Here is a 26,983-nt window from a genome sequence, read left to right as displayed (position 1 = left end):
ATGCGGCGGGCCCTGGTCGTCGGCGGAAGTGTGGCGGGCCTTGCGGCCGCGCTCGCCCTGAGCCGCGAGAGATACGAGGTACGGGTGCTCGACGCGGAGCCACCACCACCGCCGGGACCGCCGCGGCAGGCGGCGCCGAGGTGGGCGCGCCCTTCGGTGCCGCACGCGTTCCAGTCGCACACCATCACCTCGCTGGCGGTGCGCGAGCTTCGACGGCACGTCCCTGATCTGCTCGACTCGCTGCTGTCCGCCGGCGCGGTGCTGTTCGACCTCACTACCGCCATGCCTGCCGGACCGTTCGGCGCACAACGGGCACCGGGAGACGAAGACCTCGTGGCGCTGGGCTGCCGCCGTACAGTCTTCGAACTGATCCTTCGTCAGTACGCGCTGAGCCGCCCGAACATCGAGGTCAGCCACGCAGTCACCGTGCGCGCGCTGCGTCTCGGGCCGCGGCGCGAAGTGCGGGCCGTTGTCGCAGACGGTGCGGGCGAAGTCCCCGCGTCGCTCGTGGTCGATGCCACCGGCCGGCGCGCAGCATCGCGTGCGTGGCTGCGCGCCGCCGGTGTGCCCCTGCCCGCCGATGAGATCGCACCGTCTGGCCTCGCCGGCTACGCGCGGCACTATCGGCTGCGCGGCGGCGGCCTGCCTGGGCCGCTCAATCGCGGCCACGCCGCAGGTTACGTCGGCTCGCACTGCGCCGCCGTGCTGCATCCCGGTGACGGCGACGCCTTCGCCGTCGCGCTCGGCGTGCTGCCGGGCGACTGGTCACTGCGTGCGCTGCGCGATCCCGAATCCTTCACGTCGGCGGTGCGTACGTCGGCACTGCTGGCGCCGTGGCTCGAAACAGATGTCTGCGACGCCGTTTCGCCCGTCTACGCCATGACCGCCCCGCCGAACACCTTACGCATCAGCATCCTTCAATCAGGCGTGCGCGGGCTCTACCCCGTCGGCGATGCCGCATGCGTCACCAATCCGCTGTTCGGTCGCGGCATCGCCCTGGCACTGGCGCAGGCCTTCGCGCTCGGACCGCTGCTGTCCGGAAGCGGCGAAATGGAAGCGGGGCCCGCAGCAGCCGACCTCGCGCAGCAACTGTTGCGCCCATGGTTCGAGCATGCGGCCGAAGCCGACCGGGAACGCATCGGACGCTGGCGGGAAGCCCCAGACGTCCCGCTTCCTCCCGCGCCGATAGCTGCGGCCGCCGCCGCGGACCGGGACGTCTGGCGTGCATTGACCAGAATGCTGATGACGCTTCAGACGCCCGCGGAAGCCTTCGGTGCGCCGGGCTTCGCGCAGCGGGTCCGGCACGCCGCCGCGACAGGACTTCCGCCCGGCGACGCACCGCGGCGACCCGAGCTGCTCGAAGCGATCGCCGCGGCCCGCCGTCCGCAGGAGGTGCCGGCATGACCCGCACCGTCAGCGCCGCGCCCCGGCTCGTCTCGGAAACGCGCGAAAACCGTCCCCGGATCCTGCTCGCCCCGATCACGGTCACCCCGTCCAAACCGCTGACCCCGTCACATCTCAAAGGTCTGCTGTGGACGGACGTGATGTACCGCGCCTGCCTGCTGTTCGCCGATGTGGATTACCGGGCCGGCCACACCAGTTACCACCTGACCGAGCAGACGCTCGGCTTCTGGGAGTTCTTGGACCGCGAGGTCGGCGACGCCGAATACCAGCAACTCGACGAGCAGCAGATCGGCGCGCTCTACATGCGCTTTCGCGCGGCCAAGCGGCAGCCTTCGAGCGAGGCGGTGCGTCCCTACGCCGCCGCAGTCGAACAAGGCTGGGTGCACCCCGCGGCCACCCGGGTGCTCGATCTATGGCGCGGACACTACGCGAAGCTCGGCCTGCACGATCCAGGACTCGCGCAGCACCAGCCGCCCGGATACAGCCTGGCCGAAACGATCAACCGGCTGGCCTGGGCGGGCATCCTTCTCGATCACAGCGCGATCGGCGGCCCTATCTTCCTCGACCTGACCGCCGAAGGCCGGCCGCTGCGCCAAATCATCGGCGCGGACGGCCGGCCCAACCTGATGGCCTGCGCCCTGCGCGACCTGCTACCGCTGGCCTCCCACTACGACGAAGTAGTCCTGCTGCATGATCCGGAGCTGGCCGCGGATTACCGTTTGCTGGCGCGAGCCCTCGACCGATGCGGGGCAGTGACGCGCACCGTCGCGGTGGGACGCGTCCCGATCGAGGGACGGATCGCCGCCACCCGAGAGGGCGGTTGGCAGGACGTCACCGCAGACCGGCTGCTGCCGCGGCTGGCTGAGCGCTTCGACGGTCCGGCATTGCGCCTCGGCGCCCGGCTCTATTTCATAGCCACACTCGGTCCGGGCGATCGGCAGTCGTTCCGCGAAGACGTGCTCGTACATACCGTCGCCCGCGCGGCGCGCATCCTCGACGCGGCCGCCGAGCGCGGTCCGCACAGCCCGGCTGATCTGACCGTCCGCCACCGGCATCGCGGCGCGCATCACTTCACGGATCCCTATCGGCTGACCGCAGGACTTTTCACGCGACATGGACCGCGGCCGGCGATGGACCTATTGCGGGCGGTGTTCCTATGACGCTTACGCAGCAACAGTTGCGTGAACACGCGGCCCGACGATTGCGGCGCGCGCGACCTGATCTGGCCGACCGGCACGCGACCGATGATCCGGCCGCCTTACTCGGCCGACGCTCGACGCTGGTCGCCGAGTCCGCAGCAGCGGGCGGCGACGGCATATACGCCGTCGTAGTCCTGCGCGATCTGTTCATTCCGGCCTTCGTCCAGCACTCTTGGAGCTTCGCCGCCGCGCTCGATCCGCGGGTCGTGGCGGATTGGCGCACGGCCTTCACTCGCACGATCTTCCTCGCGGGCAATCCGCTCGCCCTGCGTGAGCGCTTCGCATTCGAGCACCTGGCCGCGGACGGAACGGCCGCTTGGTTCGGGCCCTGCGACGCCGGTCGCTGCCTACCGTTGCGGCGGCTGCTGAAACCCTTCGCCACGACGACACCCGCGGCCGCACTTCTGCCCGCCCGCCCTATCACGCTCGCTCTGCCGGGCGCGCCTGCCGACACCGGCTCGCACGCGGAACTGTATGTGGCCACGGCCGGCCTGACCGCGGCCCAGATGCTGATTCACCTCAACCACCTGATCGCAGAGGCCGCACTCGATGGACTGCTCGTGCCCGGTGACAGCGTGACGCTGCGTCAGGTCCCGCGTCTGGTCGGCTTCTGCGCGCGACCGGTCGCGCTGCGCGTCGACCTCGATCCCGCCGATCCCGCCCGCCTTCAGGCCTTTGCCGCGCTGACCAGGGAGGCTTCCGATGCCTGACTTGCTGCACACCGCGCCGTTTCGGCTCGGAACACATGGCGCCGCCGACCTGCCCCGCTCGATCGTGGAAGGAACCGGTCGCACCGGACGCGACGTTCGATGGGTCCGGTACGGCCTCGAAGATCCGTTCCGCGGCCTGCGCGACGGCGACATGGACTTGATGATCGCCAAGTACGAACTTCGCGAGCCTGATCTGCGCAGCAGCGGCCCGGTCGCCTGGGACGCAAGAGCCGTGGTTCTCGGCGAAGGCCACCCGCTCGCCGGGCGCGATCAGGTCGGGCTCGAAGAGCTCGCCGAGTTCGACGCGTTCTGCTGTCCGGAGGGTTTCCCTGCTTACGTGTGGGACCGCGTCGTGCCGCCGCGCACCCCGAAAGGGACGGCGATCCGCCGAGTGCACCGGATGAAGAGTGTGTCAGACATGGTCGAACTACTGCGCACGACGAACACCGTGCACCTGTCATTCGCCTCTCTGGCTTGCGCTGTGCCGTCTGATGTGCGCGTCGTACCCATCGCAGACCTGTCACCGGCACCGGTCGTGCTGTGCTGGAGCGCGAAGCGTGCCCTTCCTGAGGCAGCCGCGGCATTCGTCGTCGACGCCGAACTGGCGGTACTCGCTCATGCACGCTGATGGCCGCACACCATTCGTGCTGCTGCACGCATTGGCTCAGGACTCGACGATGTGGAAGGCCCAGCAGCAGGCGCTGACCGCCGCGGGCCACCGGGTGCTGGCTCCCGATCAGCGCGGCTTCGGGCGGACCCCGCTCGGGGACGATCCGCCGAGCCTGGACCTCGTCGCGGATGACGTGGCCCGGCTCATGGACCAGAACGGTATCGAGCGAGCTGCGATCGCCGGGGCGTCCATGGGCGGCTACGTAGCCATGGCCTTCGTGCGCCGCCACCCCTCCCGTGTCGCCGCGCTGGGTCTGTTCGCTGCACGCGCCGCGGCCGACACCCTCGATCAGCGAGCGCAGCGCGAGGCGTTCGCCACCGCGATCATCGATCCGGGCCGGCGGGCCGCGCTGATCGACGCTACCGCGCCGCAGCTGCTCGGTGCCGTCACGCGAGCCGGCAATCCGGAGTTGGTCCGCCGAGTACGCGCCAGCGCAGAAGCCTGCGACCCGCACGCGCTGGCTTGGGCGCAACGCGCGATCGCGCAGCGGCCGGATGCCCTTGAAGTTTTGCGCGAGGTGCGGGTCCCGGCTGTAGTCGTCGCGGGGGAGCAGGACGAACTCGTCTCGTTCCACGAAGCCGCGAACACCGCCGCGGCCCTGCCCGGCGCGCTCCTCGTCGTGCTCGCGCACTGCGGTCATCTCGCCCCGATCGAGGCCCCGGAAGCAGTGACGGCGTCGCTCTGCCGCCTGGTCGATCATGCGGCGGTGGCCCGATGAGCCCGCGAACGGCAACCAGCGGGGCGTGGGGGCTGGCCGCGTCCACCGGTCAGGACTTCACGCATCACAGCATCGTCGACGCCCACTTCGAGGCGTGCGTCGAGACCTACCGGAAAGCGCTCGATCTGGTCGGGTTGCGCCCTGGCTGGCGGGTGCTCGACGCGGGCTGCGGCCCCGGCGATTTCCTCCCCTGGATTTGCGATCTGGTCGGACCCGCCGGGGCGGTCAGCGCCATCGATCTGGCGCCGGAGAACGCGGATTTAGCGGCGCGGCGAGTGAGCGAATCAGTACCCGGAGTCGCGGCCGACGTGCGCACCGGCGATATCCGGGAACTGCCTTACCCTGACGACGCGTTCGACGCGGTCTGGTGCTCGAACACCGTCCAATACCTCGACGACGACTCGCTGCTGCGAGCGCTCGCGGAATTTCGCCGGGTCACCCGACCAGGCGGCCTCGTCGCGGTCAAGGACCTGGATGCGCGGCTGATCACCGTCCAGCCCGGCGACCCCGACCTGTTCGCGGACTTCTTCCGCGCCGCGGCCGCCAACCCCGGCTACGCCCGACAACTGCGCCGAAGCGGCGCGCTCTACCGCTATCTGCGCGCCGCCGGTCTCGAGTCGGTGCGTCAACGCACGCTTCTGGCCGAGCACTTCGCCCCCCTCACCGAGGCCGCCCAGGAGTTCTACAGCCGTGCATGCGCCCAACTGGCCGCGCAAATCCCACACGGCTCGCGCACCGACGCATGGCGGGTGCTCGCAGACCCGGATCACCCGGACCATCCGCTGCGGTCGGCCGACGGCTACGTCCGCGAGGGTGTGGTGCTGTGCGTCGGGACCGTGCCAGCGGCGCAATGAGACTTGAGACTAAGGAGCCGTATGTCATGAAGACCGAAGGCGGTAACTGCCCGGACGCTCCAGGTCGCAGGCTACTGCTTGGACACCTCCCGGCCGCGATGCTGGACCCGGTGGGCTTCTTCGAGTCCACCCGCACCGCCGATCCGCTGGTGCGCGTGCGACTCGGATCGCTCAACCTCTATCTCGCCAACGAGCCGGAAACCGTGCACCGCCTCCAAATCGACGGCGAGGCGTTCGAGCGAGGCCGCTTCTTCGACCAGCTCGCCGGGCACTTCGGCCGCCCGCCGATCGCGCTGGACGGCGCACCGCATGCTGCGCAACGCCGCATGCTCAAGCCCGCGTTCAACAAGGGAAGTGTGCTTTCGCATTCTGAGATGTTGCGCCGCAATGCCGCCGGGCTGGCCGAATCCTGGCGGGCGGGCCCGATGCCCGACGTCAAGCAGCAGGTGGCGGATTACACCGCCTCGTGCGTTCTGCACGGTCTTTTCGGTGGTGACCTGTCGCAGGGGGAGATCCATGACATCCAGCGCACGATTCACTTGGTCGCACTGCGGCTGCTGCCGGGCACGCTGCTGCCCGCCGCGCTCGGCGCGCTACCCGTCCCAGGCAAGCGGGAGCTCAACAGCGCACTGCTGCGATTCCGGAGCCTGGTCGCGCGAATGATCGCCGAGCGCGAACGCCAGCAGTCCGCTGCGGGTCACGACGTACTCGACGCGCTGCTGCGTGCGGGCGTCGGCGACGACGGCGCGAGGCTCAGCCCGGCTGAGATCCAGGGCGAGTTGCTGATCCTGTTGTTCGCGGCGCTGGAGACGACCAGCACAACGCTGAGTTGGGCGCTGGTGGAACTGGCCTCTCACCCGCGCACCGCGCACCCCCTCTACGCCGAGGCCGACAGACTCGCAACGCAGCGCGCCGCGCAGCCGTCTTATGCTCGCCGTGTGCTGCAGGAGACGATGCGCCTGCACTCGCCGATCCTCTTTACCCGGCGCGCCCGGCACGCCGTCGAGCTGGACGGTGTCCGCCTCCCTGCTGGAGCCGAGGTGGGCTACAGCCCGCGCGCGATGCACCGGAATGCGGCTTTCCATCCAGATCCCCTCAGCTTCGATCCGTATCGCCCCAGCCTCGATTCAGCTCACGGACCCCGAGGCGCCTTCATCCCCTTCGGCATCGGCCCGCATCGGTGTATCGCAGAACACTTCGCCATGGCCGTCATGGCCGCCGCCCTCACGGCCATCGCCTCGCGTTGGGAGCTCGCTCTGCCCGCGAATGCCGAGATCGTGGAGTCTCCCAGTTCTCTGCCGGAACCGAAGACGGTGCCGCTGCTGCTGACGCCCAGGCGCCGCGAATCGCTCGAGAATCAGCGCGCAGCACGTGGCCTTGCAGCACAGCCGGAAGATGCCCACCAACCGATCGGCGCGGCGTGGCGCGGCTGAATGCTTGCATATCGTGTGGAAGGTCCGGCTGTCTGGGAACTGGACAGCGCCGAGCAGGCGATCGTCGGTGAGCGCGCGCCAGCCCAGCCCGTCCGCGTCCGGCTTTCAAGACGCGTGGGCTTTTCGGCGCAGCGGTGCGCCGATGGCGTGCAGGTGGCGCAGCACTTGGGCGTATGAGCCGATGGCGCTGGTCTGGGTGTAGGGGATGGCACTGAGGTCGCAGAACTGTTGGACGAGCGGTTGGGCGTGGCGCAGGTTGGCCCGTGGCATGCTCGGGAACAGGTGGTGCTCGATCTGATAGTTCAGCCCGCCGAGGAGGAAGTCGACGATCCTGCCGCCGCGCACGTTGCGCGAGGTGAGGACCTGCTTGCGCAGATAGTCCAGCTTCTGGCCGGCCGACAGGGTGGCCATGCCCTTGTGGTTGGGCGCGAACGAGCATCCCATGTAAAGGCCCCACAGACCTTGGTGCACCGCGATGAACGCGATCGCCTGCAGCGGGGAGAGCACCCAGAACACGGCGGTGAGGTAGCCGGTTATGTGGATCGTCAGCAGGGCGGCCTCCAGCCCGGTGGCTTTGACCTCGCGCCGCCGAACGGCGTTGATGCCCGACATGTGCAGGCTCAGGCCCTCCAGTGCCAGCAGCGGGAAGAAGAACACTGCCTGGTGCTTGGCCACCCAGCGCGGCACGCCGCGTTTCGCGGCAGCCTGCATGCTGGTGAAGGCCAGCAACGGGATGGCGATGTCGGGGTCTTCGTCCTCGTGGTTGGGGTTGGCGTGGTGGCGGTTGTGTTTGCTGATCCACCAGTCGTAGCTCATGCCGACCAGGCCGGCATGCAGGTAGCCGACAACGTCGTTGGCGCGTTTGCCGGCGAAGATCTGCTTGTGGCCGGCGTCATGGCCGACGAACGCGAGTTGGGTGAAGACGACCGCGAGAAACGCGGCGGTGACCAGTTGCCACCAGGACGAGCCCAGCAGCGCGAATGCCATCCACCCGCCGGCCAGTAGCGCGGCGTTGATCGCGAACTTCAGGATGTAACTGCCTTGGCGGCGCTGGAGCAGCCCGTGTTGCTTGACCGTGCGGGACAGTTGCGCAAAGTCGCTGCCGCGTTGAGCGGTGTCGATGGACGTGATGAGTCTCCTGGATGTTCGTATGGCCACAGGCCTGGGCCGTCTGCGATGCGCAGCCTGTGCCCCCGCTGGCCCGCGGGTTCAAGACGGGCTCCTGCAGCTACTGCGAAGACAAGCAACACACCCGCACCACGATGAATCCGCGAAGCGCGGCAAACACGAAAAAAAGCGCGACCATATTGGCTAACGCCTCGGGAGCCCCGAATGTTCCGGAGCCAGTTCAACAGTCTCCTGTTTCCCACTGAACTGGCCGTTCAGAAGGATCCGGCCGAGGCCTTAGCTGGCGAACGGCCGCGATGATGCGGCGGTGACGATTTCGTTCCGCGCAGGGCTGCGTGTTTCGGGCGCGGCGCGCGGGGCACTGCGACCGGGTCCGGATCTGGTGGATCTGCTACTCGGGCGGGCCGTACGACACCACCACGATCACCTGACTGACTCGGCGCAGCGGCGAATCGAAAGAGATACACGGATCAATGGACAGTTCGAACCACGGGGACCCGCGATCGCGGGTCCCCCGCCCAGCGCAATTACTGGCGCGTTTCCCGGGCCCCGTCGCGATTGCCGCCGGGCCGGTGGAAGGCGCGGCGGCGGTCCTCGGTGCGGAGGAGATCGACGGACGGCCATGGGCCATCGAGGTCGGATACACGACTGCGGGGTGCCACCTGCTGACCGTCAGGACCGTGCGCTCTGCGGCCGGCCTTGATCCTCGCGGTCTCACCGTCGAGAGCCTGGCCAGCGCAGTTGTCAACTTCGTCGCGCGGGACGAGGCCGCCCGAACGCCCGCGGTCGACCGGCGGCATCGGCCTCAGAGCCAGGGAAATCAGGACACGCATCCAGCCCCGGCACTCTTCGCGGATAAACTTCCGACCACGGATCAACCAGTGGCCTTACACCGTCAAATGCTGTCATAGCAGGTGCTTTTCCGTCAATTCAGGGATCTGTTTCGCTGAAACGGCCTGGGCTCTACGGATCGCCGCTTATGCTCCGGTCCATGGGACTGCAGTGGGGCGACGTACCCAGCGAGATATCCGCGATGGCCACCGTATTCGCGTTGGGCTTCGCCTCAGTCGCGGCTGTCGCCGCGCGGCGTACCTACCGGATCGAGTCGGAACGCGACCGCGTCAACAGCGCCGCACGGCAAGCGCAAGAGGGCTTCGTTCGCCGAACCCAGGCTGCCAGAGTCTCGGCGTGGTGGGAGAAATCCGCTGACGACGGCAGTTGGGGAGCCTTCGTCCGCAATGCCTCGGAGGCACCCATCTACCAGGTGTACTTGACCATTCTCAGCCCTGACGACCACACCGATGCTGTGAAACTTCACTTCTCGTCGATCCCGCCGAGCGAACAGGCCCGATTTCTTCCCGTCGAACTTCCCTCCGGGGAGCACGAGTCACGTCCGGCGGACCGCAGGGTGAAACTCACGTTCACCGACTCGGTGGGCGTGCGCTGGACTCGCAACCAATACGGGCGGCTTTCCGAGATGGAACCGAGCCTGCGGATTCGGGCGGATGGGCAGCGCGCCGCCGTGTTCGCCCAGTTCAGAGAGGATTTTCTGGCAACCTACGGCGTCTCGGTCGCGTTCGAGACGGACTTCGACGGATACCCGCAGCGCCAGTTTATCGCTGCGGTACAGGGCGAATCGCCCTGCGTCGACGCCCTCGTCTCTCCACACGACTGGATCGGAGACCTCGTGCGGCACGACATGATCGCGCCGACCCTGCTTTCCGCCGATCAAGCGCAGATGTTTCCCACTTGGGCGCGCAAGGCGCTCACCTTTGACGGCTTGCTCTACGGCCTTCCGGTGACAGCCGACGCCGTGGCGCTCATCCGCAACACGAACCTGGCGCCGCAGATTCCCGCGACCTTCGAAGACCTGATCTCCTCCGGACAGACGCTGCGCGACGCCGAGCGCGTGGCTGAAGTGCTCGCCCTGCGCGTCGGCGACCAAGGAGATCCGTTCCAGGTCTGGCCCTTGTTCGCCAGCGCCGGCGGGTGGTTGTTCGGCCGCGCACCGGACGGGAACTGGGACACGTCCTGCATCGGAATAGACTCGCCAGAGTCGATCGCGGCCTTCGAACGGCTGCGGAGCCTCGGCGAAGCCGGCATCGGTGTCCTGCGCAGATCTATCGACCGCACAGCCGCGTTCGACTTGTTCACCTCCGGGCGCACCGCATACCTAATCACAACCTCGGACGGGCTCTGGCATGCCAGGCGCGCTGGACTGCCCATCGCCGTGAGCGCCGTGCCGCCCTTTGCCGATGGCGGACCGGCCACCGGATTCTCTCTGGTCCATGGCCTGCTCATGGTCAAACAGGGGGCTAACAGCGCCATCGCGCAGGACTTGTTCGCCGACTATCTCACCCACGATCACGTGGTCACCGCCCTGTCCGTCAGCATCGACTCCGCGGTCGCACTACGCAGTGTGGTCGCGCAGGATCCCGCGATCCGCCTGTACCAGCAGCAATGCGAGAACGGCCAGCTGATGCCCGCGTTCCCGCAGATGGAGCAAATCTGGCGTGCCCTGAGCGCTGCTGAGGTCGCGGTCGTCTCCGGCGCCGACGCCGAGGTGACGGCTCGGCAGGCAGCTGAAAGACTCAGGGCAATCTTCGCCGGATAGGAGAATCCGACTGTGGCCTCTGATCGGAACTGGTGGCGCGACTGCGTCATCTATCAGGTCTACGTCAAGTCGTTCGCGGACAGTGACGGCGACGGCATCGGCGACCTGGACGGGTTGACAGCGCGACTCGGTCATCTGGCGGATCTCGCGGTCGACGGCCTGTGGCTCAATCCCTGCTATCCGTCCCCCGGAAGCGACGGCGGCTATGACGTGGTCGACTATCTGACCATCGACCCGGTTTACGGCGGCACCGCGGCGCTCGAGCGGCTGATCGAGGCAGCGCACGGGCACGGAATCCGAGTCCTGCTCGACGTGGTCCCCAACCACTGCTCGAGTCGCCATCCTTGGTTTCAGCAAGCCCTCGCCGAGGGCCGCGACGCGGCGTCGCGTCAAAGGTTTCTGTTTCGTGACGGCCGCGGGACCGACGGTCAGGAGCCGCCTAACAACTGGCGTTCGGTGTTCGGTGGGCCGGCCTGGACCAGGGTCAAGGACACCGACGGCGCACCCGGCCAGTGGTACCTGCACCTGTTCGACCCGAGCCAACCCGATTTCAACTGGAGGCACCCCGAGGTCCGCTCATCCTTCGTCCAGGTGTTGCGGCATTGGTTCGACCGCGGGGTGGACGGATTTCGCATTGACGTGGCTTCGCTGCTAGTCAAAGCACCAGACCTACCGGACTACGATCCCGGCGGCACACGACCCGCCCCGGACTCTAATCAGCCGGAGGTCCACGAGATCTACCGGCAATGGCGCGCCGTGGCCAATGAATACGGTGCGGACCGCGATCTCGTGCTCGTGGGCGAGGTATGGGTGCCTACCGCAGACGACGTGGCGGCTTACGTCCGCGCCGACGAATTGCACGCCGCCTTCTACTTCGACCTGCTGGTCCAGCCCTGGGACGCCCGCGCGTTCCGCAGCAGCACGCAGCGCGGCCTCACGGCGCTGAACGCCATCTCCTCGCAGGACACTGCGACACAGCGCGCCGGAGTTCTCGCGTGGACGCTCAACAACCACGACGCGCATCGGGCTGTCTCGCGCTACGGCCTGATCTCGGAGGACGGCTCCGGGACGGCCGGCGTGATGGGACCGCAACTGCGTCGGCGCGGCCAGGTTGATGTCCGGCTCGGCCAGGCCAGAGCCCGCGCGGCGCTGCTCTTCCTGCTCGGCTTACCCGGATCGATTTACCTGTACCAGGGCGAGGAACTTGGTCTGCCCGAGGTCCTCGACCTGCCCGATGACGCGCGCCGCGACCCGATCTGGAACCGCTCGGGCGGCACCGAACACGGTCGCGACGGCAGCCGCGTCCCGTTGCCATGGCAGTCTAAGCATCCTACCTTCGGCTTCAGCCCTGATACCGCGGGCGAAGCGCCCTGGCTTCCCCAACCGGCGTACTTCGGCGACCTGGCTGCCGACGTACAGGCGACGGACAGCTCCTCGGCACTGTCCCTGTACCGCGCAGCGCTCTCGGCCCGCCGACGGTTGATCGCCGATTTGACGCCTCAAGTGCGCTGGCTGCCCGCAGTCCAGGGGCGAGAGGATGTGGTGGCATATACGCGCGGCAAGGTGACGGTCGTGACCATCTTTGGCGGCACGCCGTTCGACCTGCCCGCAGCCTGGGGCGAGATTGTTCTGGCCAGCGCAACCTTGGATGGACGGAGCCTGGCTGGCCCGGGCTCAGCGTGGCTGAGCCTTTAGGCCCTGGTGGTCAGTTCGCCCGGCTGGACGTATCCGACGACACCAGCCGGTTTACCTCCTGCTGCATAGACGGCCCGGTGCACTGGACAATCGGGCGGCCCTGCATTGTCCAGAAAAGTATGCGGAGGGCTGGGTCGAGCTGTACGTGGACGGGTGCGGACACGCGAACGCACAAGTCCACGGCCCGAGCTTCGAGAGCTACTACATCGAGCTCTACGGCGCGACCAAGGTCTACGACTCCTACTACAACCCTCACGGATCGGGCGCCTACACCACAACCTTCACCGTAGGCAGCGACATAGTCGCGGCCTACGGTGCTCTGTACAACTTCCAGACCGGCAACCTGATCGATGAGGGCGTGACGGGCTACCACTCGGCGCAGTAGGCCGCCGGCGCCCAGCCGTCCCGGCAACCGCGTTCAGGGCTCGATCAGGAGCCGACATTGGTGACGTAGAACCACTGGTTGTCCCCGCCGTTCCAGTACCACAGGTCCAGGTTCGTGCCGGCCGCGTAGCTGTAGCCGGACACGTCCAGGTACAGGCCGGTGTAGCGGTTGTAGAACCAGTTGTCCGGGGACGAGCCGCCGCGGGTGAACCACTCGGTGAGCAGGCCCGGGTTGCACGCCTCCTGGAACAGCGTGTCGCCGGCCTGGCCGTCGGTCGAGAGGCACTGGCCGCTGTTCTCGTTGCGCAGCAGATAGCCCTCGAAGCCGGAGCTGGAGTCGTAGACGGCGTCGAAGTACCACTTCTGCTCCGCGCCGCCGTCGTTGTACCACTGGATGACGCGGTGGAAGGCCGCGGTGCTGTTGTCGGCGACCGAGACGTTCATCCCGGAGAACTCCGGCGTGATCCAGTGCGCCTGCGTGTCCAGGTAAACGGTGTACCCGCCTTCCGAGTAGGAACCGCCGCTCGACGCGTTGGCCGCGGTAGTGGTCGCGCCGAACACGGCGGCGGCGGTGAGTGCGGCGGCACTGGCGCGCAGTGCGGCACGGCGGGTGAGGATGTTCCTCATGGTTCTTCGGCCCCCTTGATAGCTTTGCGGATAAGTGACGCGCGCCGTGGTCCCCGCCGCGGCGCGGTCCGCATCGCGCGAACATCGAAAAGAGGCGGCGCAGCGGGCTGTCGTACAGATAAGTGCGCGCTTATGAATGCTCGCGTGCGCATCTGTCGCAGCGGTCTGTCACGCGTTAGCTTGCGAGTATGCTCGCCACCATCGACACGGCCCGGTTCCGGGCGTTCCTCGCGGTCGCGGAATGCGGCTCCTTCACCGCGGCGGCCGTAGCGTTGAACATCACCCAACCCGCGGTATCGCAGCATGTAGCGAAACTGGAGCGGGAGGTGGGCGCGACGCTCCTGGAGCGCTCCGCGCGGCGGGTGGCGCTCACCCCGGCCGGCGAGGTGCTGCTGCGGCACGCGCGTCGGCTGCTCACCGGCCTGGACGACGCACGGCGTGAACTTGCGGCGGTCGCCCGCTCGGACGCTGGCGGGTTGCGCGTCGCCGTCTTCCCGAGCGCGGCTGCCACCTTCGTGCCTGCGGTGATCGCCCGGCTGCTCGCCGCGTTCCCGAAGGTCAACGTGGCGATGTCCGAGCTGGATCCACCGGCGGCGGTGCCGCGGGTGCTGGGTGGCGACGCGGAGCTCGCGGTGGTCTACAGCTATCCGCTGGTCAGTGGTCCGCCGGATCCGCGACTGGTGTGCGAGCAGATCGGCGTGGACCGGATGGCGGTCGCTGTTCCCGCGGATAGTGTGCTCGCGGCGCGACCCGAGATCGAGCTGGCGGACCTGGCCGTGCACACGTGGATCGCTCCCGGGGCGTCGGCGTGCCGTGACGCGCTCGCGGAGGCGTGCCGTCGCGCGGGATTCGCGCCCGATGTCGCCGCGGAGACCAACGACTACCAGGCGATGCTGCGGATGGTCGGTGCCGGCGTCGGGGTCGCGGTCGTGCCGCGCCTGGTGGCCTCGATGGCCCCGGCGGGAAGTGTGGTGCTGCGTCCGCTCGCGCGTAGCCGGCTGGAACGTGTCGCGTCGGTCGCTTACCGTGCACAAGCCGCGCTGACGCCGGCGATGCAGCTCATGAACACGTTGCTGGCCGAAGCCGCCCAGGAGACGGCTGGGCCGTTGACGTCGGCCGCCCGGAGTCCGAATCTTCATGATCGGCAATGTGTCCAACGACACGCTGAGCAGACCCAATGAAGATCGACCGCTGGAGGATGCGGACCTGCTCGTCGTCGGCGACCTCAGTACGCCCTCGACGCCGGTGGCCCGGGCGTTCGGAAGCGCCCTCTTAGCGGCGGGCCTGCGCGACGATGTACCGGCTCGTGGCTCGAAACGCCTGCGGGTCCTCGTTGCCCTCACGAAGGATCTCCAGGAGACGTTCGCGCAGCGCCGCCGCGCCTCCGGTCTTCTCGAGGATCGACAATCCCATGACCGCGAGCGGGTGGTTACGCGCCTGGTTGTCGAGGAAGGCCTCCGGCGATTCCCCGGTGAACGCCAGCGAATGCTCGGTGAGGTGGACGCTGAATCCATGCGGGGCGAGCAGCCCGGTCAGCGCCTCGCGATCCTCCCACCGGAACGGAGCTGACGGCGGCGGTGCCGCGAGTACGCGCCGGACCGTCTCCTCCGCGAGCGATGTGTAGCGGAAGATCGTCCCGCTGGGGAGCCAGGCGGTCATGACGATGCGTCCGTGCGGCGTCAGCACCCGTGACAGCTCCGCCGCGGCGGCCTTGGCGTCGTTGGCGAAGATGAGGCTGAACACCGCGAGTGCGACGTCGATGTCCGCATCGCCGAGCGGCAGGTCTTCGGCGCGCCCTTCGAGGAAGCGCGTGGTGCCGTCGCCATCGGCCGTCGCGCGGGCCCGGGCGACCTCCAGTAGCCGGGTCGCCGGGTCGATCCCGATGACCTGCGACGAGTGGGCCGCGGCGAGCCGGGCCACGTTCCCGGTGCCGCAGCCGAGGTCCAACACGCGCTCGGCCGGCTGGATCGCGGCTGTGTCCACCACGACGCGGGACGCGGGGAGTAAGGCCGCCGCGACGTTCTCGTACCGGCCGACACCCCAGTTCGGTGCGTCGGCCCGGGCCGCTGCCCCGTCCGGGGATCGATTGGTGTTCGCGGACATTTGACTGGTCATGGTTCTGCCTTCCTGAATCGGTGTCGGACGTGCTCTCGTCCAGGAGGTGTAAATCCGCGGCGAACAACCCGTACGGTGACCTCCCGCGCGGATCCGGCCCGTCACACGTCCCAACCGGGCGGTCCGCCTGGGACGGGTTCGTAGCAGCAGCTCTGCCCCGTATGGACGGACGCGTCCAGGTAGGCCCCAGTCTTCGGCGCGACCCGGCTGATCCGGTCGAGCGCCAAGCGCAGCGTGCGCGTGGCGTTGACGCGGGCGCGCTCGGCCTCGGGCGAGGCGAACCGGCTCCTGCCGCCCAGCCCGGTCGCCCGGCGCAGCTCATCGAGCAGGGCGCGCCGCTCGCGCGCCAACCGCTCCGCCCCAGTGACGTCGCCGCCGCGGTCGGCTGCGTCGAGTTCCGCGGCGAGCGCGTCGAGTCGGCGCCGGTACTGGGACCGCGCTTGGGCGTCGAGGACCGGGCCGGTCGAGGTCGCTGTCACTCCGGGGCCGCCGGCCACCAGGTCGAGCGCCGGGATCTGCCGACCCGGCGCGGCCAGCAGCGCACGAAGGTAGTGCAGGCCACGGCTGTCGCGCAGACGGGCGTGCTCGCCGTCGGCATCGAGCTGCCAGTCCTCGCCCTCCTGCCGCAGCCGCCAGCAATCTGCCGCGGGCGGATGCGACGCGAGGAACACAGCCATGCCCAACCGTTGCGCCGCGTTCAGCGCCTGCCGCCGCAGGTCTTGCGCCCTGTCGCGATCACCTGGCCCGGCTCGGGAAGCGAGCGCGTCGGCGAGCGCGGCCCGCGCATGGGCCAGTGCGGGCAGCGCCCCGATGCGCTCGCACAGCGCCGCCGCGTCCGTCTGTAGTGCGACAGCCTCGTCCCACCGACCGGCCTCGGCCGCAAGCAGCCCCAGGTAGTAGGCGGCCGGTCCTACGACGACGGCGGCGCCGCCCTGGACCACCAGCAGTCCTCGGTACGGCGCCAGGACCTCGTAAAGCCGCGCTGCCGCCTCCTGCTCGTGCGCCGCCGCGGCAGCCAGGGCCAGCCCGCAGACTGATCCCAGCCAACGCGGCCCCGAGCCCGCCAGCACCTCCGGCAGCGCACGCTGCAACTCGGTCGCGGCAGCCCGAGGCTGCCCGAAGGCCGCCAGCGCCGCGGCGGCAGTGGCTTCGAACTGGTGGCCGGGCCGGGATCGGGCGATCGCGAGCAGCTCATCCGCTATCGCGACCCCCTGCTCGGGCGTTCCCCGCTCGAGCATGATCACGCCGTGGAGCGTCTTGACCAGCGCCTCGGCGTCCGGCATCGCGGCAGCGCGCGCGGCGTCGCCGACTTGTTGGGTAAGGCGCCAGCCGAGGTCGAAGCGCCCGCGCAAGACGGCGATCATCGCGTGGCGGGCCGAGGCCATGACGACCGCTCGGGCGTCGCCGGCCAGTTCTGCCGCCCGGGCGAAGACCGCGAGCACCGCCTCAGCCTCGGTCACCCGACCCAGCTCCATCAGGGCCATGAACCGCCAGAACAGACCGTGCCGCTCCCGCTCCTCGTCGCCCGCGGCCCGGGCCAGCTCGATGATCTCCGAAGCCGCAGCCAGCCGATCTTCTGCGGCGGCCGGATCCCAGAGCGCGTGCAGCCGGGCATCGAGCACCTCGGCGAGCGTTCTCGGCTCACCAGCGGTCCGGGCCAACGCAAGTGCCTCTTCGACCAACGCTCGGCGGCGCGCACCCGCACCCGGCTCGGCGAGCAGTTCCCCGGCAAGCCTGGCCAGCACTCGGGCCCGCAACGTGGCCGGCAGTTTCCGCGCGGCAGCGCACTCCAGCAGCCGCACCAGGGGTGGATCACCGACAAGGAATGCCGCTTGGGAGGGGGCGTGCAAAGCCAGCAGGGCGACGGGGTCCAGGTCGGTCGATGGAGCACCGCCGCCCTCCGCATCCGCGAGCGTCGCCGCCAGCTGGAGGGCCGGGCCGGGCATTCCCGAAGCTGCCAGCCACAGCGCCCGCCGCACCTCCGGGCGCCGCTCCCCGGTGAGCGTCCCGAGGTCCGCCTCGCTCAGCGGTCCGAGCTGCAGCGTCGATCCCGTCTCTACCGGTGTGCCGGTAGTGACCACCACCGCTGTAGCGCTCCCCGCCAGCCGGGAGGCCAGAAGCGACAGCACCTCGACCGCCTCCGGCCCTGCGCGGTCCAGGTCGTCGATGACGATCAGACGCGGGACCGATGACACCAGCCCCCGCAGCGCCTCATCCACATCAAGCGGCCCAGCCGGCTCCAATAACCGCCGCGCCTGCTCCGGCGCGCCACCCGAATCGCTCAGCAACTGCGCCCACAACAACCGCCCGGACCCGACCGGACCGGCCGCGATCCGCACCACCTCGAAGCCCAGCCTCCGGGCATCCTGCGCGACGGCGTCCGCCAACGCCGTTTTTCCCGAGCCGGCCGGGCCCCGCACGACAAGCACCCCGCCAGAAGCCTGTTTGGCTCGACCCAACAAGCCGCGCAGCGCCGCAATCTCACGGTCGCGCCCGACGAGGTTCACGACTTCAGCGTATGCCGCCGGACCGACCCGCGGACGGCTGCCACAGCATTGCATCAACCCCGCGGCGTCACAGCCAGCCGCGTTTGGCCGCCTTCAGTCCTGCCTCGAACCGGCTCGTGGCACCGAGTCGCGCCATCAGATCGGCCATCATCCGGCGCACCGTGCGCAGCGAAACCCCGAGCCGATTGGCGGAGGCCTCGTCGGTGAAGCCGGTCGCCAGCATCCGCAGCAGTTCCCGTTCCCCGGGGGACAGTGCCTCGTCGGAGTCTGCGGACCGCGTTTCCAGTGGACGCGCCTCAGCCCAGACCAGCTCGAAGAGTGTGGTGAGCTGCCCGACCATCCCCGGCGCGGTCGTGCTCAGCGCGCCTTCGCGGGGATTGTCCGGATTGAGCGGCACCAGCGCTACCCGGCGGTCGATCACCAGCAGCCGCATCGGCAGCACGGCCGCGGTGCGGATCTCGCTGCCACGCTCCGCCAGCCACCTGCCGTACGCCACCGTGGCCGGGTCGGTGCGAACAGAGTCCTGATACAGGATCTTGCACTTCACGCCGCGGTGCATCAGCAGGTCGTCGGTCACGCTCGCGGCGGCCAGCGCCCCTTGCGGTATGGCGCGCCCCGGAACCAGGGAAAGCACCTCGGACTCGGCCGAGGAGACGATCTCCTCAAGCCGGGTCTGGACGGCGTCCGCACCGAGGACGCGTTCGAGGTCGGGATCGGCGTCGGTGTCGTCCGCGGTCCCGCCGGCGGCGCGCGCGGTGCCGCGAACCGCCCTGGCCGCGGCCCGCCCGGCCTCTAGCGCCCGCCGCCGCATCGCCAGGTACTCCTCCTGGCGGCGCAGCATCGTCTCGAGGCCCACCGCGGGACTGACCGGGATCATCCGGCCGGTGGTGGTGAGCGACGGGCGCAGCAGCGCCAGGTCCGCCAGCACGTCAAGCGCTTGACGGATCTGCGGCTCCGTGCGGCCGAGCCGCTCGGCGAGGACGGCCACGGTGGCGTGCGGTTCCTCGAGCAGCTTGCGGTACACCGATTCGATCTCGACGTCGATTCCAAAGCTACTCAGCACGGCATCTTCGCCCACTGCGGTTCTCCCCGTTACAGGGCTCATGATCGCACGAATGCTCGGTCCTGTGCGGCCATCGTGACATGGCAATCACCCGGACGTAAAGAGCAGGCGCGCCATCTTGTGATCTTCGGTGGACCGGTTCACTCCTGTGACCTGTGGGATCCGTACAACCCGTGGCAGCAAGGTGTCGTGCACCTTGGTGCCGCCGCTGGGCCCTTCACTCGCGCGGCGCCCGATGGAAGTCTCGGACCGGCAGCCCGAAGGCTCCGCAGATGCTCGCCTCAGCTGAGTATTCGCCAGCTGAGTTGCCACGAGGGAAACAGCGTCTGTTCTGTTCCGAAGGACGGTCATGTCGAAAAGCGTCAAAATCCGAATCATCGCGGCTCTGCTAGCGGTCGGCGCCATGTGCGCCGGCCCGGCGGCCGCCTCGTCCGCCAGCGCCGCCGCGAAGGCCAGCCCGGTCGCCGCCAGCGATCCGGGCTGCGTCGCCTGTTGGCCTCACTCCTAACTTCTAGAGGGACGCCGAGTGGACATGGTTCTCGTGTCGCTCCTTCCGCCCGCCGGAAGCGTGCGCTATCCGAACCCTGAGGCCGTCGTCGGGGTGCTCTGGGCCTATGCCCGGCCCGACGACGGGCTCGAACACGTACGGGCGGCGCCCGGCGAGCATGACGGCCGGCTGCGGTTCGCGCTCTTCCTCGCGCCGTCGGGCGCACCGCCGGCCGCCGCCGCCTCGGCGCTGTTCCGGCGCGCGATCCAGTCCTCGCCGCTGCTGGCCGGATTCGGGTTCGACGTCGTGAACGGCGCCTTGGGCGGCTTGTCCGAGCGATTCGGACCCGGGAACTAGGCGCGCTCGGTGTCCGCGTGATCCAGCGCCGGCGAAACGGCCGGCGGACTCTTGATCCTCCGGAGGCACGGGGCCGATGACGATCTCATCAGTGCTGAACCAATACCCCGATCCCGATTCCGACTCCGATCCCTGCTCCGAATCCGCTGCCGGTTCCGAATCAGACCACGCATTCGACGGCGATCCCGATGACGCGCGGCTGGCCGTGCACGGCGAGATCGTCCTGCTGCGCATCACGGACCTGGTGGACGCCGATTCGCCGCGCAGCGCGGGCGTCGACCATGATCACATCCGCACCATCGCCGCCGTGGAGGAACAACTGCCGCCGATCCTGGTCCACGCGCAGACGATGCGCGTCATCGACGGGATGCACCGGCTCGCCGCGGCCCGCGGCAAGGGCCAGACCGAGATCCGAGCGCGGCTGTTCTACGGCGGCGTCCATGACGCCTTCCGCCTGGGCGTGCGCGCGAACGTGGTGCACGGTCTGCCACTGACCACGGCGGATCGGCACGCCGCGGCCACACGCATCCTGCGGGCTCAGCCGAGCCTTTCCGACCGCTCGATCGCCGGCGCGACGGGCCTGGCCACCCGAACCGTGGCGGGCTTGCGGCGGCAGGTGACGAACGGCGCTGACGGGCGTATCCGCGTCGGCCGCGACGGGAGAGTACGGCCGCTGAACGCCACCGAGGGGCGATTGACGGCCAGCCGGATCATCGCTGCCCAGCCCGAGGCGTCGCTGCGGGAGATCGCCCGCGCGGCGGGCATCTCGGTAGGAACCGCCAGGGACGTCCGGTTGAAGCTAATGGCGGGCGAGGACCCGGCACCCGTTCAGCGCGACGGCGTGGCCGCCGCGCCCGCCACAAGTGACGGCCCGCCGCACAGCGCGGCGGAAGTAGACATCGGCAAGGCGATGGACAGCCTGCGGCGTGATCCGTCGGTACGGTACTCGGATTCAGGGCGCGCGCTGGTGCGCTGGCTCGAGGCGCGCATCGTGACCATGGGACAGTGGCGGGGCGCGTCAGACCACATCCCGGTGCACTCCCGCGGCTCGGTGGAGCGCATCGCCCGCGAGTGCGCACGCGCGTGGACTCAGTTCGCGGACGAGATCAGGCAATCAGACACCTGAATAACTGAGCGGGTTGTGGCGAGGGGGCCCGGTGCCTGCCGGGCCGCCTCGCCACAACCCGCGTACCTACTCGGTATCGGGATCCTCGATCGACGGCTCGCCGCGCTGCCAGAGCGTCCCTTCGCTCCAGACGTACCGCGTGCGGCCCCATTCGAGCGCTGACTCGACGTCCGGGAAGAAGCCGCGGCCGTCATAGTTCGCGCTCGTGTTGCACAGGACCGGCACGCCGCTGAGCTTCTCGTAAGCAGTCAGCAGTTCGCTGATGACCGGGTTCTGCCGGGCGTTGACCGTCTGCAGTCGGGCCGAGCCGTCGAGGTGGACTACGGCCGGGATGCGATCGAGCCAGTCGGGCCGAGTCTGGTGGTCGAAGAGCATGTAGGGGTCGGGCGTGCCGGGATCGAAGATCTCCGGCGCGCGCTGTTCGAGGCAGATGGGAGAGACCGGTCGATAGTCCTCGCGGCGCTTGATCGTGTTCAGAATGCCCTTCATCGCCGCGTCGGTGGCCGGCGCCAGGATGCTGCGGTTCCCGAGGGCGCGGGGTCCGAGTTCGGCGCGGCCGTGCAGGACGACGATCGGCTCGTCGAACCGATAGAGCAGGTCGGCCAGTTCGGGGATGGTGCACCGGCGGCTGATGTAGCCCTCGCCCTCGTTGCTGCGGCGCAGCGACGGACCCGCGTAGCTGGACCACTCCAGCGCGGTGCGGCCGGTCGCCGTCACCATGGCGGCGCAGGCCGCGCCGATGGCCGAGCCCGAGTCGTTGGGAAACGGCGGGACGAAGACGTGCTCGAACACGCCGCTGCGCCGGATCGCCGAGTTCCATTTGATGTTCAGCGCGCAGCCGCCGGCGAAGCACAGGTTGCCGGCGCGGCCAGGGTGTTGCTCCCGCAGCCGCCGCAGGCTCTCGACGAGGCGTTCGCCGATCCACTGCTGGAGCGTGGCGAGCATGTCGGCCGAGGTGGGTTTGAGCGCCGCGCTCTCGTCGAGGATGCGGGTGACGAACTCCTTGACGAACGGGCGCGGCCGGTCCATGACGTCGTTTGGGCGGCCGGCGTAGATCCGGTCCATGATCCCTGCCAGGTCGGGCCGGGCCTGGCCCAGCGCCGTGTAAGCCATCACCTTGCCCGGCACTGCCAGGCGGCGCGCGTTGTACGCGCTGCGCTCGGCGGGCCCGCCCGGCGCCTCGATCATGAACGGGTCGTCCATCGTGAATGGCTCCATGTGCATGGCGAAAACCGCGTACACATTGCCGAGAAGGCCGAAGACAGGACCCAGATTCTCGATATACGGCTGCTGCGGCCGGATGTAGTAGGCGCGCGGCAGCACGCCGCCGTCCCACACTACGACGAACGACTCCTGCCCGGCTCCGGCGAACGGGCTGGCGCAGTACGCGGACATGATGTGGCCGGTCGTGTGGTGGAAGCTCTGGTAGTCGAACGCCGTGTCCCCACCGAGCCGCAGGCCGCCGAACGTGTGCGGCGTCAGGCTGTCGTCGCCGAGCCGGGCCTCGCGGTACGGAGCCACCGGCAGGCTCAGCCGCTCGCCTTTCCACGCCGTCGGCAGATCGCCGTAGCCCCAGCCGTCGACCGCCACCCGGTCGATGTCGGCCAGATCGATTTCCTCGTCGGCGAGCAGGCCGCGCACCAGGTCCAGGTCGCCGAGTTCGCTATAGCGCGACCCGTTGCCGATCTTCTCCATTTCCAGGCTGAACAGCAGCCGATCGCCGTCGATCACGGCGACGCCGCCGTCATGCGTGGCCTTCACTCCGAGCAGCAGCATGGCGTGGTCCCTTCCGCGGGGCGGGTCGTGACAGGGTGGCGGCCGGCGAGCAGGGCCGGCAGCGCGGACCAGGTCTCGCCGGTGTAGAAGTGGCCGCCGGGCAGTTCGAGGATCCGCAGGTCACCGCTCGTGGTCAGCGGGCGCCAGGCGGCCGCGGCCGCCTGGCCGAGGTCCGGGTCGTCCCGGCCGAATAGGACTGTGATCGGTGCGCTGGTCACGGTGCCCGAGACGTAGCGGTATCCGGCGGCGGCGGTCAGGTCCGCGCGCAGGAACGCCATCGCCATCTCCACGAGTTCCGGTTCCGCGGCGACTTCCTCGGGCACCTGGCCTGCGGCCAGCAGCCAGGAGAGCAGCTGTTCGTCGCAGTCGTCGGCGGTCGGCGGCCTGCGAAGCAGCTCGCGGTACCGCGCAGGCGTGCCCATCGCCGAGACCACGAGCCGCGCCGGCGGGCGCAGCCCCCGTCGTTCCAGGGCCGCGGCGACCTCGAAGGCCACCCAGGCCCCGAGGCTGTGGCCGAATAGGGTGTACGGGCGGTCGGCGAGCCCTGCGATCGCTCCGGTCGCGTCGGCCAGCAGCGCGTCCCAGTCGTGCGTCAGCGCTTCCCCGGAGCGGATGTCGCGGCCCGGGTAGCAGTACAGCGCGAGCTGGGTGTCCGCTGCGATATGCGACGCCCATGGCCGGAACACGGTGGTGCCGCCTCCGCTGAAGCCGATGCATGCCAGGGTTCTGCGAGCCGCCGGGCGGGCGGCCGGCCAGAGCGAGACCGCGGCGGACGCGGTCCGGTCAGCGAGCATGGGTTCTCCCCGGGCAATCAGAAGGCTGAAGCAGGCCGCGGCGCAGGCCTTCGACGGCGCCGGCGCTCAATCCGGCGGCGTGCGCGTACCCGGCGGCGCCGCCGTATCGGCTGTCCAGGTCGGCAAGGAACAGCCGCATGGCCTGCTCCGGAGTAGCCACCAGATGCGCCGGATCGGGTACCGCGTGCGGATCCCGGGCCCGCTGCCAGGCGGCGAACCGCAGTTCCGCCTCGGCGCTCATCGCGTAGTCCGCGGCGATTTCGTCGTGGCCGACGCCGAGCAGCGCGAGCACGAGCGCGGCCAGCACGCCGGTCCGGTCCCGGCCCACCTGGCAGTGAAAGACCGCGGGCAGCCGCTGTGCATCGGCCAGGGTTTCCAGTGCCCGCGCGAAGTGAGTCGCGCCTTCCACGGCCATGTCCAGATAGCGATCGGCGATGAAGCGCGCAAGATCCATGCCGTCGCGGTACTCCTCCCACCCATAGCGCAAGTTCCGCGGCTGCACGTTGACATACAGCTGGCCGGCGAACGCGGGGACACGGCCGTGCTTGCGCACCGTTTCGGAGTCACGCAAGTCAAGCACGGTGCGAAACCCCAAACTCACAAACGTCCGCAGGTCCGCGCCGTCGAGCCGGGCGAGCGAATCGGCGCGGTACAGAACGCCGCACCGAACGTGCCTGCCGCCGATGCCTCGATAACCGCCCAGGTCGCGAAAGTTGAAGACCTCTTGCATCGGCACGAAGCGGGTGTCAGACGAGAGCATCAGAACTCTCCCATCGCACGCCCGACTCCCACCACCGGTCGACCGCCGCCAGTTCGGCCGCCACGTCCGGGCCGTCGAGCCGGAAGACGATCTCGCCGACCACGTCCCCGATCGAGGACGGCTCCGCATAGCCGGCGCCCGGGACGGCGAGCGGCCGGTAGTGGCAAGCCGCGGGCAGCGGGCAGCTTTCCGGGATCGCCAGCAGCCGGCCCCGGCGTCGCATGAACCAGCCGTTGCCGTACCGGTCGGGCGCGGCACGCCAGCTGATCTCGCCGAACCTTCCCGCTTGGCCCTTGAGCCCCGCCTCATACAGGTTGATCCCGAAGCCGTGCTCGAAGGCGTCGACGATCAGCGCGCCACCGGCCCGGCAGGCGATCTCGCACAGCACGACCTCGTCGGCGGGTGTGTGGAAGAACTCCGCGTGAAACGGCAGCGGCACGGCCGACTGCGGCAACGCCGCCACCACCCTGCGCGCGGCGTCGCGCAGTCGCGGCGTCAGCGGATCGCCGGCAGAGAGCATGCCGGTCAGGAGGCTTAGCGACTCGGCGCGAGAGCGCCAATTCGTGTACAGATACCGCGACGGCCAGTCGAACAGCACGCGGCCGTCGTGCATGACCCCGTCGACGTGGTAGAGATCTCCGTCGATCCACGACTCGGCCAACATCGGGCGTGGCGGGTGGCCACCGTTCCACGAGGCGGTCAGATCGCGCAACTGTGCCGGGCCCGCAGCCACACCCATCCCCGCGGCGGCCGCGCCGTCGATCCGCTTCAGGACGACGGGGAAGCCGTGCCGGGCCGCGAATTCATCGAGGTCTGCGACGGATTCTACGCGCCGCATCGCAGCCACCTGCAGGCCCGCGTCCGCGGCGTGCTGCTTCATCACGTCCTTGTCGCGGTACGCCGTGGCGCTGGCCACGCTCTGCCCCGGCAGGCCGAGCTTCGCGCCGATCCGGGCCGCGCGCAGGATGTCGATCTCAGCGGTGTGCAGGATCGCGGTCACCCGATGCCTGCGGCAGAGTTCTTCGATGCGGTCTTCGGTGGCCGCGGACTCGTAGTCCCGCGCGATTTCCAGGTGCCGGAACTTCTCGCGCAGCTGTTCGCCGGCGGCGGGTACCGGACCCGGCGCCGTGACGACGACGAGTTGCTCGGCGGCGTCGGGGAACCACTTCGGGAGCCGGTCGAGAATCCGCCGGCGGTTGAGCACCAGGAAGGTCATGACTGTTCGCCTTCCGCTGCGGCGCGTTCAGCGGCAGCTGCCTCGGCCAGCTCCTCGAAGGTCACTTCGGCCAGGAAGTCCAGCGACTCCTCCGAAGGAACCCACGGACGCATGAATGCCGCTGCGCGCACGTCCCGGTACAACCGGCCGAGCGGATGGCCGTGGACGAAGCTGCGTCCGCCGCACAACTGCATCGCCAGATCGACTATCTCGAATGCGGCGCGCTCCACGATGAGTCCGCCGACGACGCACTCCTTGAGTAGGCGCCGCCCCTCATCGGCCGGCCTGGTGCGCGGCGCGGTGTCGGTGATCGCGGCGTCGAGGGTGCGCAACGCGGTGTGCAGCGCTGCGCGCGCGCCGGCGATCTTCAGCTCCATCTCAGCCACGAGCGCGCAGACACCGAGCGACTTGCGGCGCTGTCGCCCGTCACCGGAGGAAAGGCTTTCCAGCCCGTGGCGACGCGCGGCCTCGGCGATGCCCAGGTAGACCGAAACGGTGGGTATCGCCTGCGCGGCCCGTCCGTCGTACGCATTGAGCTGGACGCCCCAGGGGCCGCGCAACGCGACAGCCTCCTGTGGCAGATGTACCTCCTCGAACAGGACCGTTCCGCTCCCGGAACCGCGCAGTCCCAGACCGTTCCAGGTTTCCTGCACCGTGACACCGGGCAGGTCCGCGGGGATCATCACCGAGGCCATGCGCGGGCCGTGCGCGGTCTCCGCTTTGAACCGGCCGTAGAAATGAGTGGCCGCGGGCGAGATCGACGCCATCACCTTGCGGCCGTCCGCCCGCCAGCCGTCGCCGGATTTCCGTACGGTGCTGCCCACCTGCCACGGCTGTAGCCCGGGCTCGGCGACGGCCGAGCACACGACCATGTCCCGCCTTCCCAGGGTCCTGACCCAGTCCCGCATCGCCATGCCGTCGCGTTCGTGCGCCGCCGCCTTGCGCACAGAGCGGGCGAAGTAAGAGGTCAGCTGGAAGTGCATGGTCGCGGCGACGGCGACCGACGCGTCGGCCTCGGCCAACCGGGCGACGACGAGACCGAGGTCGTACAGCGATTCCAGGCCGAAGCCGCCGTCCGCTACCGGCGCGCAGGCGGCGAGAACACCGGTCTGCCGCAGCCGCTCCACGCTCGCGCGCGCGAACTGCCCGGCGAGGTCATTGGGGCCGGCCTGCCGCGTCATGAACTCGCTCAGCTCGTCGACGACCGCGCATACCGCACGACCGGGTTCCGTCTCGGGGACAAGACCGGCGATCATGCTGCTCGCTGTATGTCCGAATTGCGCTGTGGGTTCACACTGCGCTGTGGGTTCACACTGCGCTGCGCGTTCGAATTGCGCTACGCCGCC

The 26,983-nt window shown here is 69.4% G+C and carries 23 protein-coding genes; 13 read left to right on the top strand and 10 right to left on the bottom strand.

Going from position 1 to position 26,983, the window contains the following annotated elements; all coding sequences use genetic code 11:
* The 7 genes from VN779_RS17400 to VN779_RS17370 are packed head-to-tail and all read left to right on the top strand — an operon-like array spanning position 1 to position 6,988.
* The gene (locus VN779_RS17400; RefSeq protein WP_325724571.1) at positions 1–1,404 is read left to right on the top strand and encodes a hypothetical protein; all 1,404 of its coding nucleotides are present in this window, start codon (positions 1–3) and stop codon (positions 1,402–1,404) included.
* Complete coding sequence (locus VN779_RS17395; protein ID WP_325724570.1) at positions 1,401–2,564, top strand: hypothetical protein; 1,164 nt, start codon at positions 1,401–1,403, stop codon at positions 2,562–2,564. Before VN779_RS17400 ends, VN779_RS17395 begins: the two co-directional genes overlap by 4 nt.
* Entirely contained in the window at positions 2,561–3,313 is a 753-nt protein-coding gene (locus VN779_RS17390) for a DUF6182 family protein (protein ID WP_325724568.1), read from the top strand. The genes VN779_RS17395 and VN779_RS17390 overlap by 4 nt, the downstream gene beginning before the upstream one ends.
* Positions 3,306–3,941, top strand: coding sequence for a LysR family transcriptional regulator substrate-binding protein (locus tag VN779_RS17385; RefSeq protein ID WP_325724566.1), 636 nt, complete (start codon positions 3,306–3,308; stop codon positions 3,939–3,941). The genes VN779_RS17390 and VN779_RS17385 overlap by 8 nt, the downstream gene beginning before the upstream one ends.
* On the top strand, positions 3,931–4,701 hold the full coding sequence (locus tag VN779_RS17380) for an alpha/beta hydrolase (RefSeq protein WP_325724564.1): 771 nt from the start codon (positions 3,931–3,933) through the stop codon (positions 4,699–4,701). The genes VN779_RS17385 and VN779_RS17380 overlap by 11 nt, the downstream gene beginning before the upstream one ends.
* Positions 4,698–5,555 (top strand): class I SAM-dependent methyltransferase, encoded by an 858-nt coding sequence (locus tag VN779_RS17375; protein WP_325724562.1) that lies wholly within the window; start codon positions 4,698–4,700, stop codon positions 5,553–5,555. The genes VN779_RS17380 and VN779_RS17375 overlap by 4 nt, the downstream gene beginning before the upstream one ends.
* A gap of 26 nt (positions 5,556–5,581) precedes the next feature.
* On the top strand, positions 5,582–6,988 hold the full coding sequence (locus VN779_RS17370; protein ID WP_325724560.1) for a cytochrome P450: 1,407 nt from the start codon (positions 5,582–5,584) through the stop codon (positions 6,986–6,988).
* 105 nt (positions 6,989–7,093) lie between these two features.
* On the opposite strand, the gene VN779_RS17365 is transcribed toward VN779_RS17370, so the two are convergent.
* Positions 7,094–8,119 (bottom strand): fatty acid desaturase family protein, encoded by a 1,026-nt coding sequence (locus VN779_RS17365; RefSeq protein ID WP_414639700.1) that lies wholly within the window; start codon positions 8,117–8,119, stop codon positions 7,094–7,096.
* A 1,429-nt stretch (positions 8,120–9,548) separates the two neighbouring features.
* Between VN779_RS17365 and VN779_RS17360 the strand changes: the two genes are divergently transcribed.
* The 3 genes from VN779_RS17360 (at position 9,549) to VN779_RS17350 (ending at position 12,810) form a co-directional block, all read left to right on the top strand.
* A complete protein-coding gene (locus tag VN779_RS17360) occupies positions 9,549–10,730 on the top strand; it encodes a sugar ABC transporter substrate-binding protein (protein WP_325724556.1) in 1,182 nt (393 codons plus the stop codon).
* A gap of 12 nt (positions 10,731–10,742) precedes the next feature.
* Complete coding sequence (locus VN779_RS17355) at positions 10,743–12,425, top strand: glycoside hydrolase family 13 protein (protein WP_325724554.1); 1,683 nt, start codon at positions 10,743–10,745, stop codon at positions 12,423–12,425.
* Positions 12,426–12,570: 145 nt separating this feature from the next.
* Positions 12,571–12,810: a hypothetical protein gene (locus VN779_RS17350; protein WP_325724552.1), complete on the top strand. Its 240-nt coding sequence runs from the start codon at positions 12,571–12,573 to the stop codon at positions 12,808–12,810.
* A 44-nt stretch (positions 12,811–12,854) separates the two neighbouring features.
* Here the strand turns inward: VN779_RS17350 and VN779_RS17345 are convergent, their stop codons facing one another.
* Positions 12,855–13,436: an RICIN domain-containing protein gene (locus VN779_RS17345; RefSeq protein WP_325724550.1), complete on the bottom strand. Its 582-nt coding sequence runs from the start codon at positions 13,434–13,436 to the stop codon at positions 12,855–12,857.
* 188 nt (positions 13,437–13,624) lie between these two features.
* On the opposite strand from VN779_RS17345, the gene VN779_RS17340 reads away from it, so the two are divergent.
* Positions 13,625–14,617: a LysR family transcriptional regulator gene (locus tag VN779_RS17340; protein ID WP_325724548.1), complete on the top strand. Its 993-nt coding sequence runs from the start codon at positions 13,625–13,627 to the stop codon at positions 14,615–14,617.
* Positions 14,618–14,708: 91 nt separating this feature from the next.
* Here VN779_RS17340 and VN779_RS17335 read toward each other — a convergent pair whose 3' ends face one another.
* From VN779_RS17335 to VN779_RS17325, 3 genes are all read right to left on the bottom strand, one after another.
* Complete coding sequence (locus VN779_RS17335) at positions 14,709–15,551, bottom strand: class I SAM-dependent methyltransferase (RefSeq protein ID WP_325724547.1); 843 nt, start codon at positions 15,549–15,551, stop codon at positions 14,709–14,711.
* Between the two features lie 101 nt (positions 15,552–15,652).
* Entirely contained in the window at positions 15,653–18,058 is a 2,406-nt protein-coding gene (locus tag VN779_RS17330; protein ID WP_325724545.1) for an ATP-binding protein, read from the bottom strand.
* Between the two features lie 67 nt (positions 18,059–18,125).
* Positions 18,126–19,136, bottom strand: a complete 1,011-nt coding sequence (locus tag VN779_RS17325; RefSeq protein WP_325724543.1) for a helix-turn-helix transcriptional regulator — start codon at positions 19,134–19,136, stop codon at positions 18,126–18,128.
* A gap of 511 nt (positions 19,137–19,647) precedes the next feature.
* Between VN779_RS17325 and VN779_RS17320 the strand changes: the two genes are divergently transcribed.
* Together VN779_RS17320 and VN779_RS17315 are read left to right on the top strand one after the other, a co-directional pair.
* Entirely contained in the window at positions 19,648–19,965 is a 318-nt protein-coding gene (locus VN779_RS17320) for a hypothetical protein (protein WP_325724541.1), read from the top strand.
* Positions 19,966–20,041: 76 nt separating this feature from the next.
* Positions 20,042–21,091: a ParB/RepB/Spo0J family partition protein gene (locus VN779_RS17315; protein WP_325724539.1), complete on the top strand. Its 1,050-nt coding sequence runs from the start codon at positions 20,042–20,044 to the stop codon at positions 21,089–21,091.
* Between the two features lie 66 nt (positions 21,092–21,157).
* Here VN779_RS17315 and VN779_RS17310 read toward each other — a convergent pair whose 3' ends face one another.
* From VN779_RS17310 to VN779_RS17290, 5 genes are read right to left on the bottom strand one after another with little or no spacing between them, the layout of a single operon-like run.
* Positions 21,158–22,867, bottom strand: coding sequence for a carbamoyltransferase N-terminal domain-containing protein (locus tag VN779_RS17310; protein ID WP_325724537.1), 1,710 nt, complete (start codon positions 22,865–22,867; stop codon positions 21,158–21,160).
* A complete protein-coding gene (locus VN779_RS17305; RefSeq protein WP_325724535.1) occupies positions 22,849–23,661 on the bottom strand; it encodes a thioesterase II family protein in 813 nt (270 codons plus the stop codon). Before VN779_RS17305 ends, VN779_RS17310 begins: the two co-directional genes overlap by 19 nt.
* Complete coding sequence (locus tag VN779_RS17300; protein ID WP_325724646.1) at positions 23,651–24,391, bottom strand: tyrosine-protein phosphatase; 741 nt, start codon at positions 24,389–24,391, stop codon at positions 23,651–23,653. Before VN779_RS17300 ends, VN779_RS17305 begins: the two co-directional genes overlap by 11 nt.
* 16 nt (positions 24,392–24,407) lie before the next feature.
* Positions 24,408–25,637, bottom strand: a complete 1,230-nt coding sequence (locus tag VN779_RS17295; RefSeq protein WP_325724533.1) for a hypothetical protein — start codon at positions 25,635–25,637, stop codon at positions 24,408–24,410.
* Positions 25,634–26,893, bottom strand: coding sequence for an acyl-CoA dehydrogenase family protein (locus VN779_RS17290; protein ID WP_325724531.1), 1,260 nt, complete (start codon positions 26,891–26,893; stop codon positions 25,634–25,636). Before VN779_RS17290 ends, VN779_RS17295 begins: the two co-directional genes overlap by 4 nt.
* Positions 26,894–26,983: the final 90 nt, after the last annotated feature.

The organism is Actinocrinis sp., from assembly GCF_035605935.1.
Taxonomy (GTDB): Bacteria; Actinomycetota; Actinomycetes; order Streptomycetales; family Catenulisporaceae; genus Actinocrinis.
The sequence above is the reverse complement of the archived record's forward strand: the minus strand, read 5'-3'. Positions and strand labels throughout refer to the sequence as shown.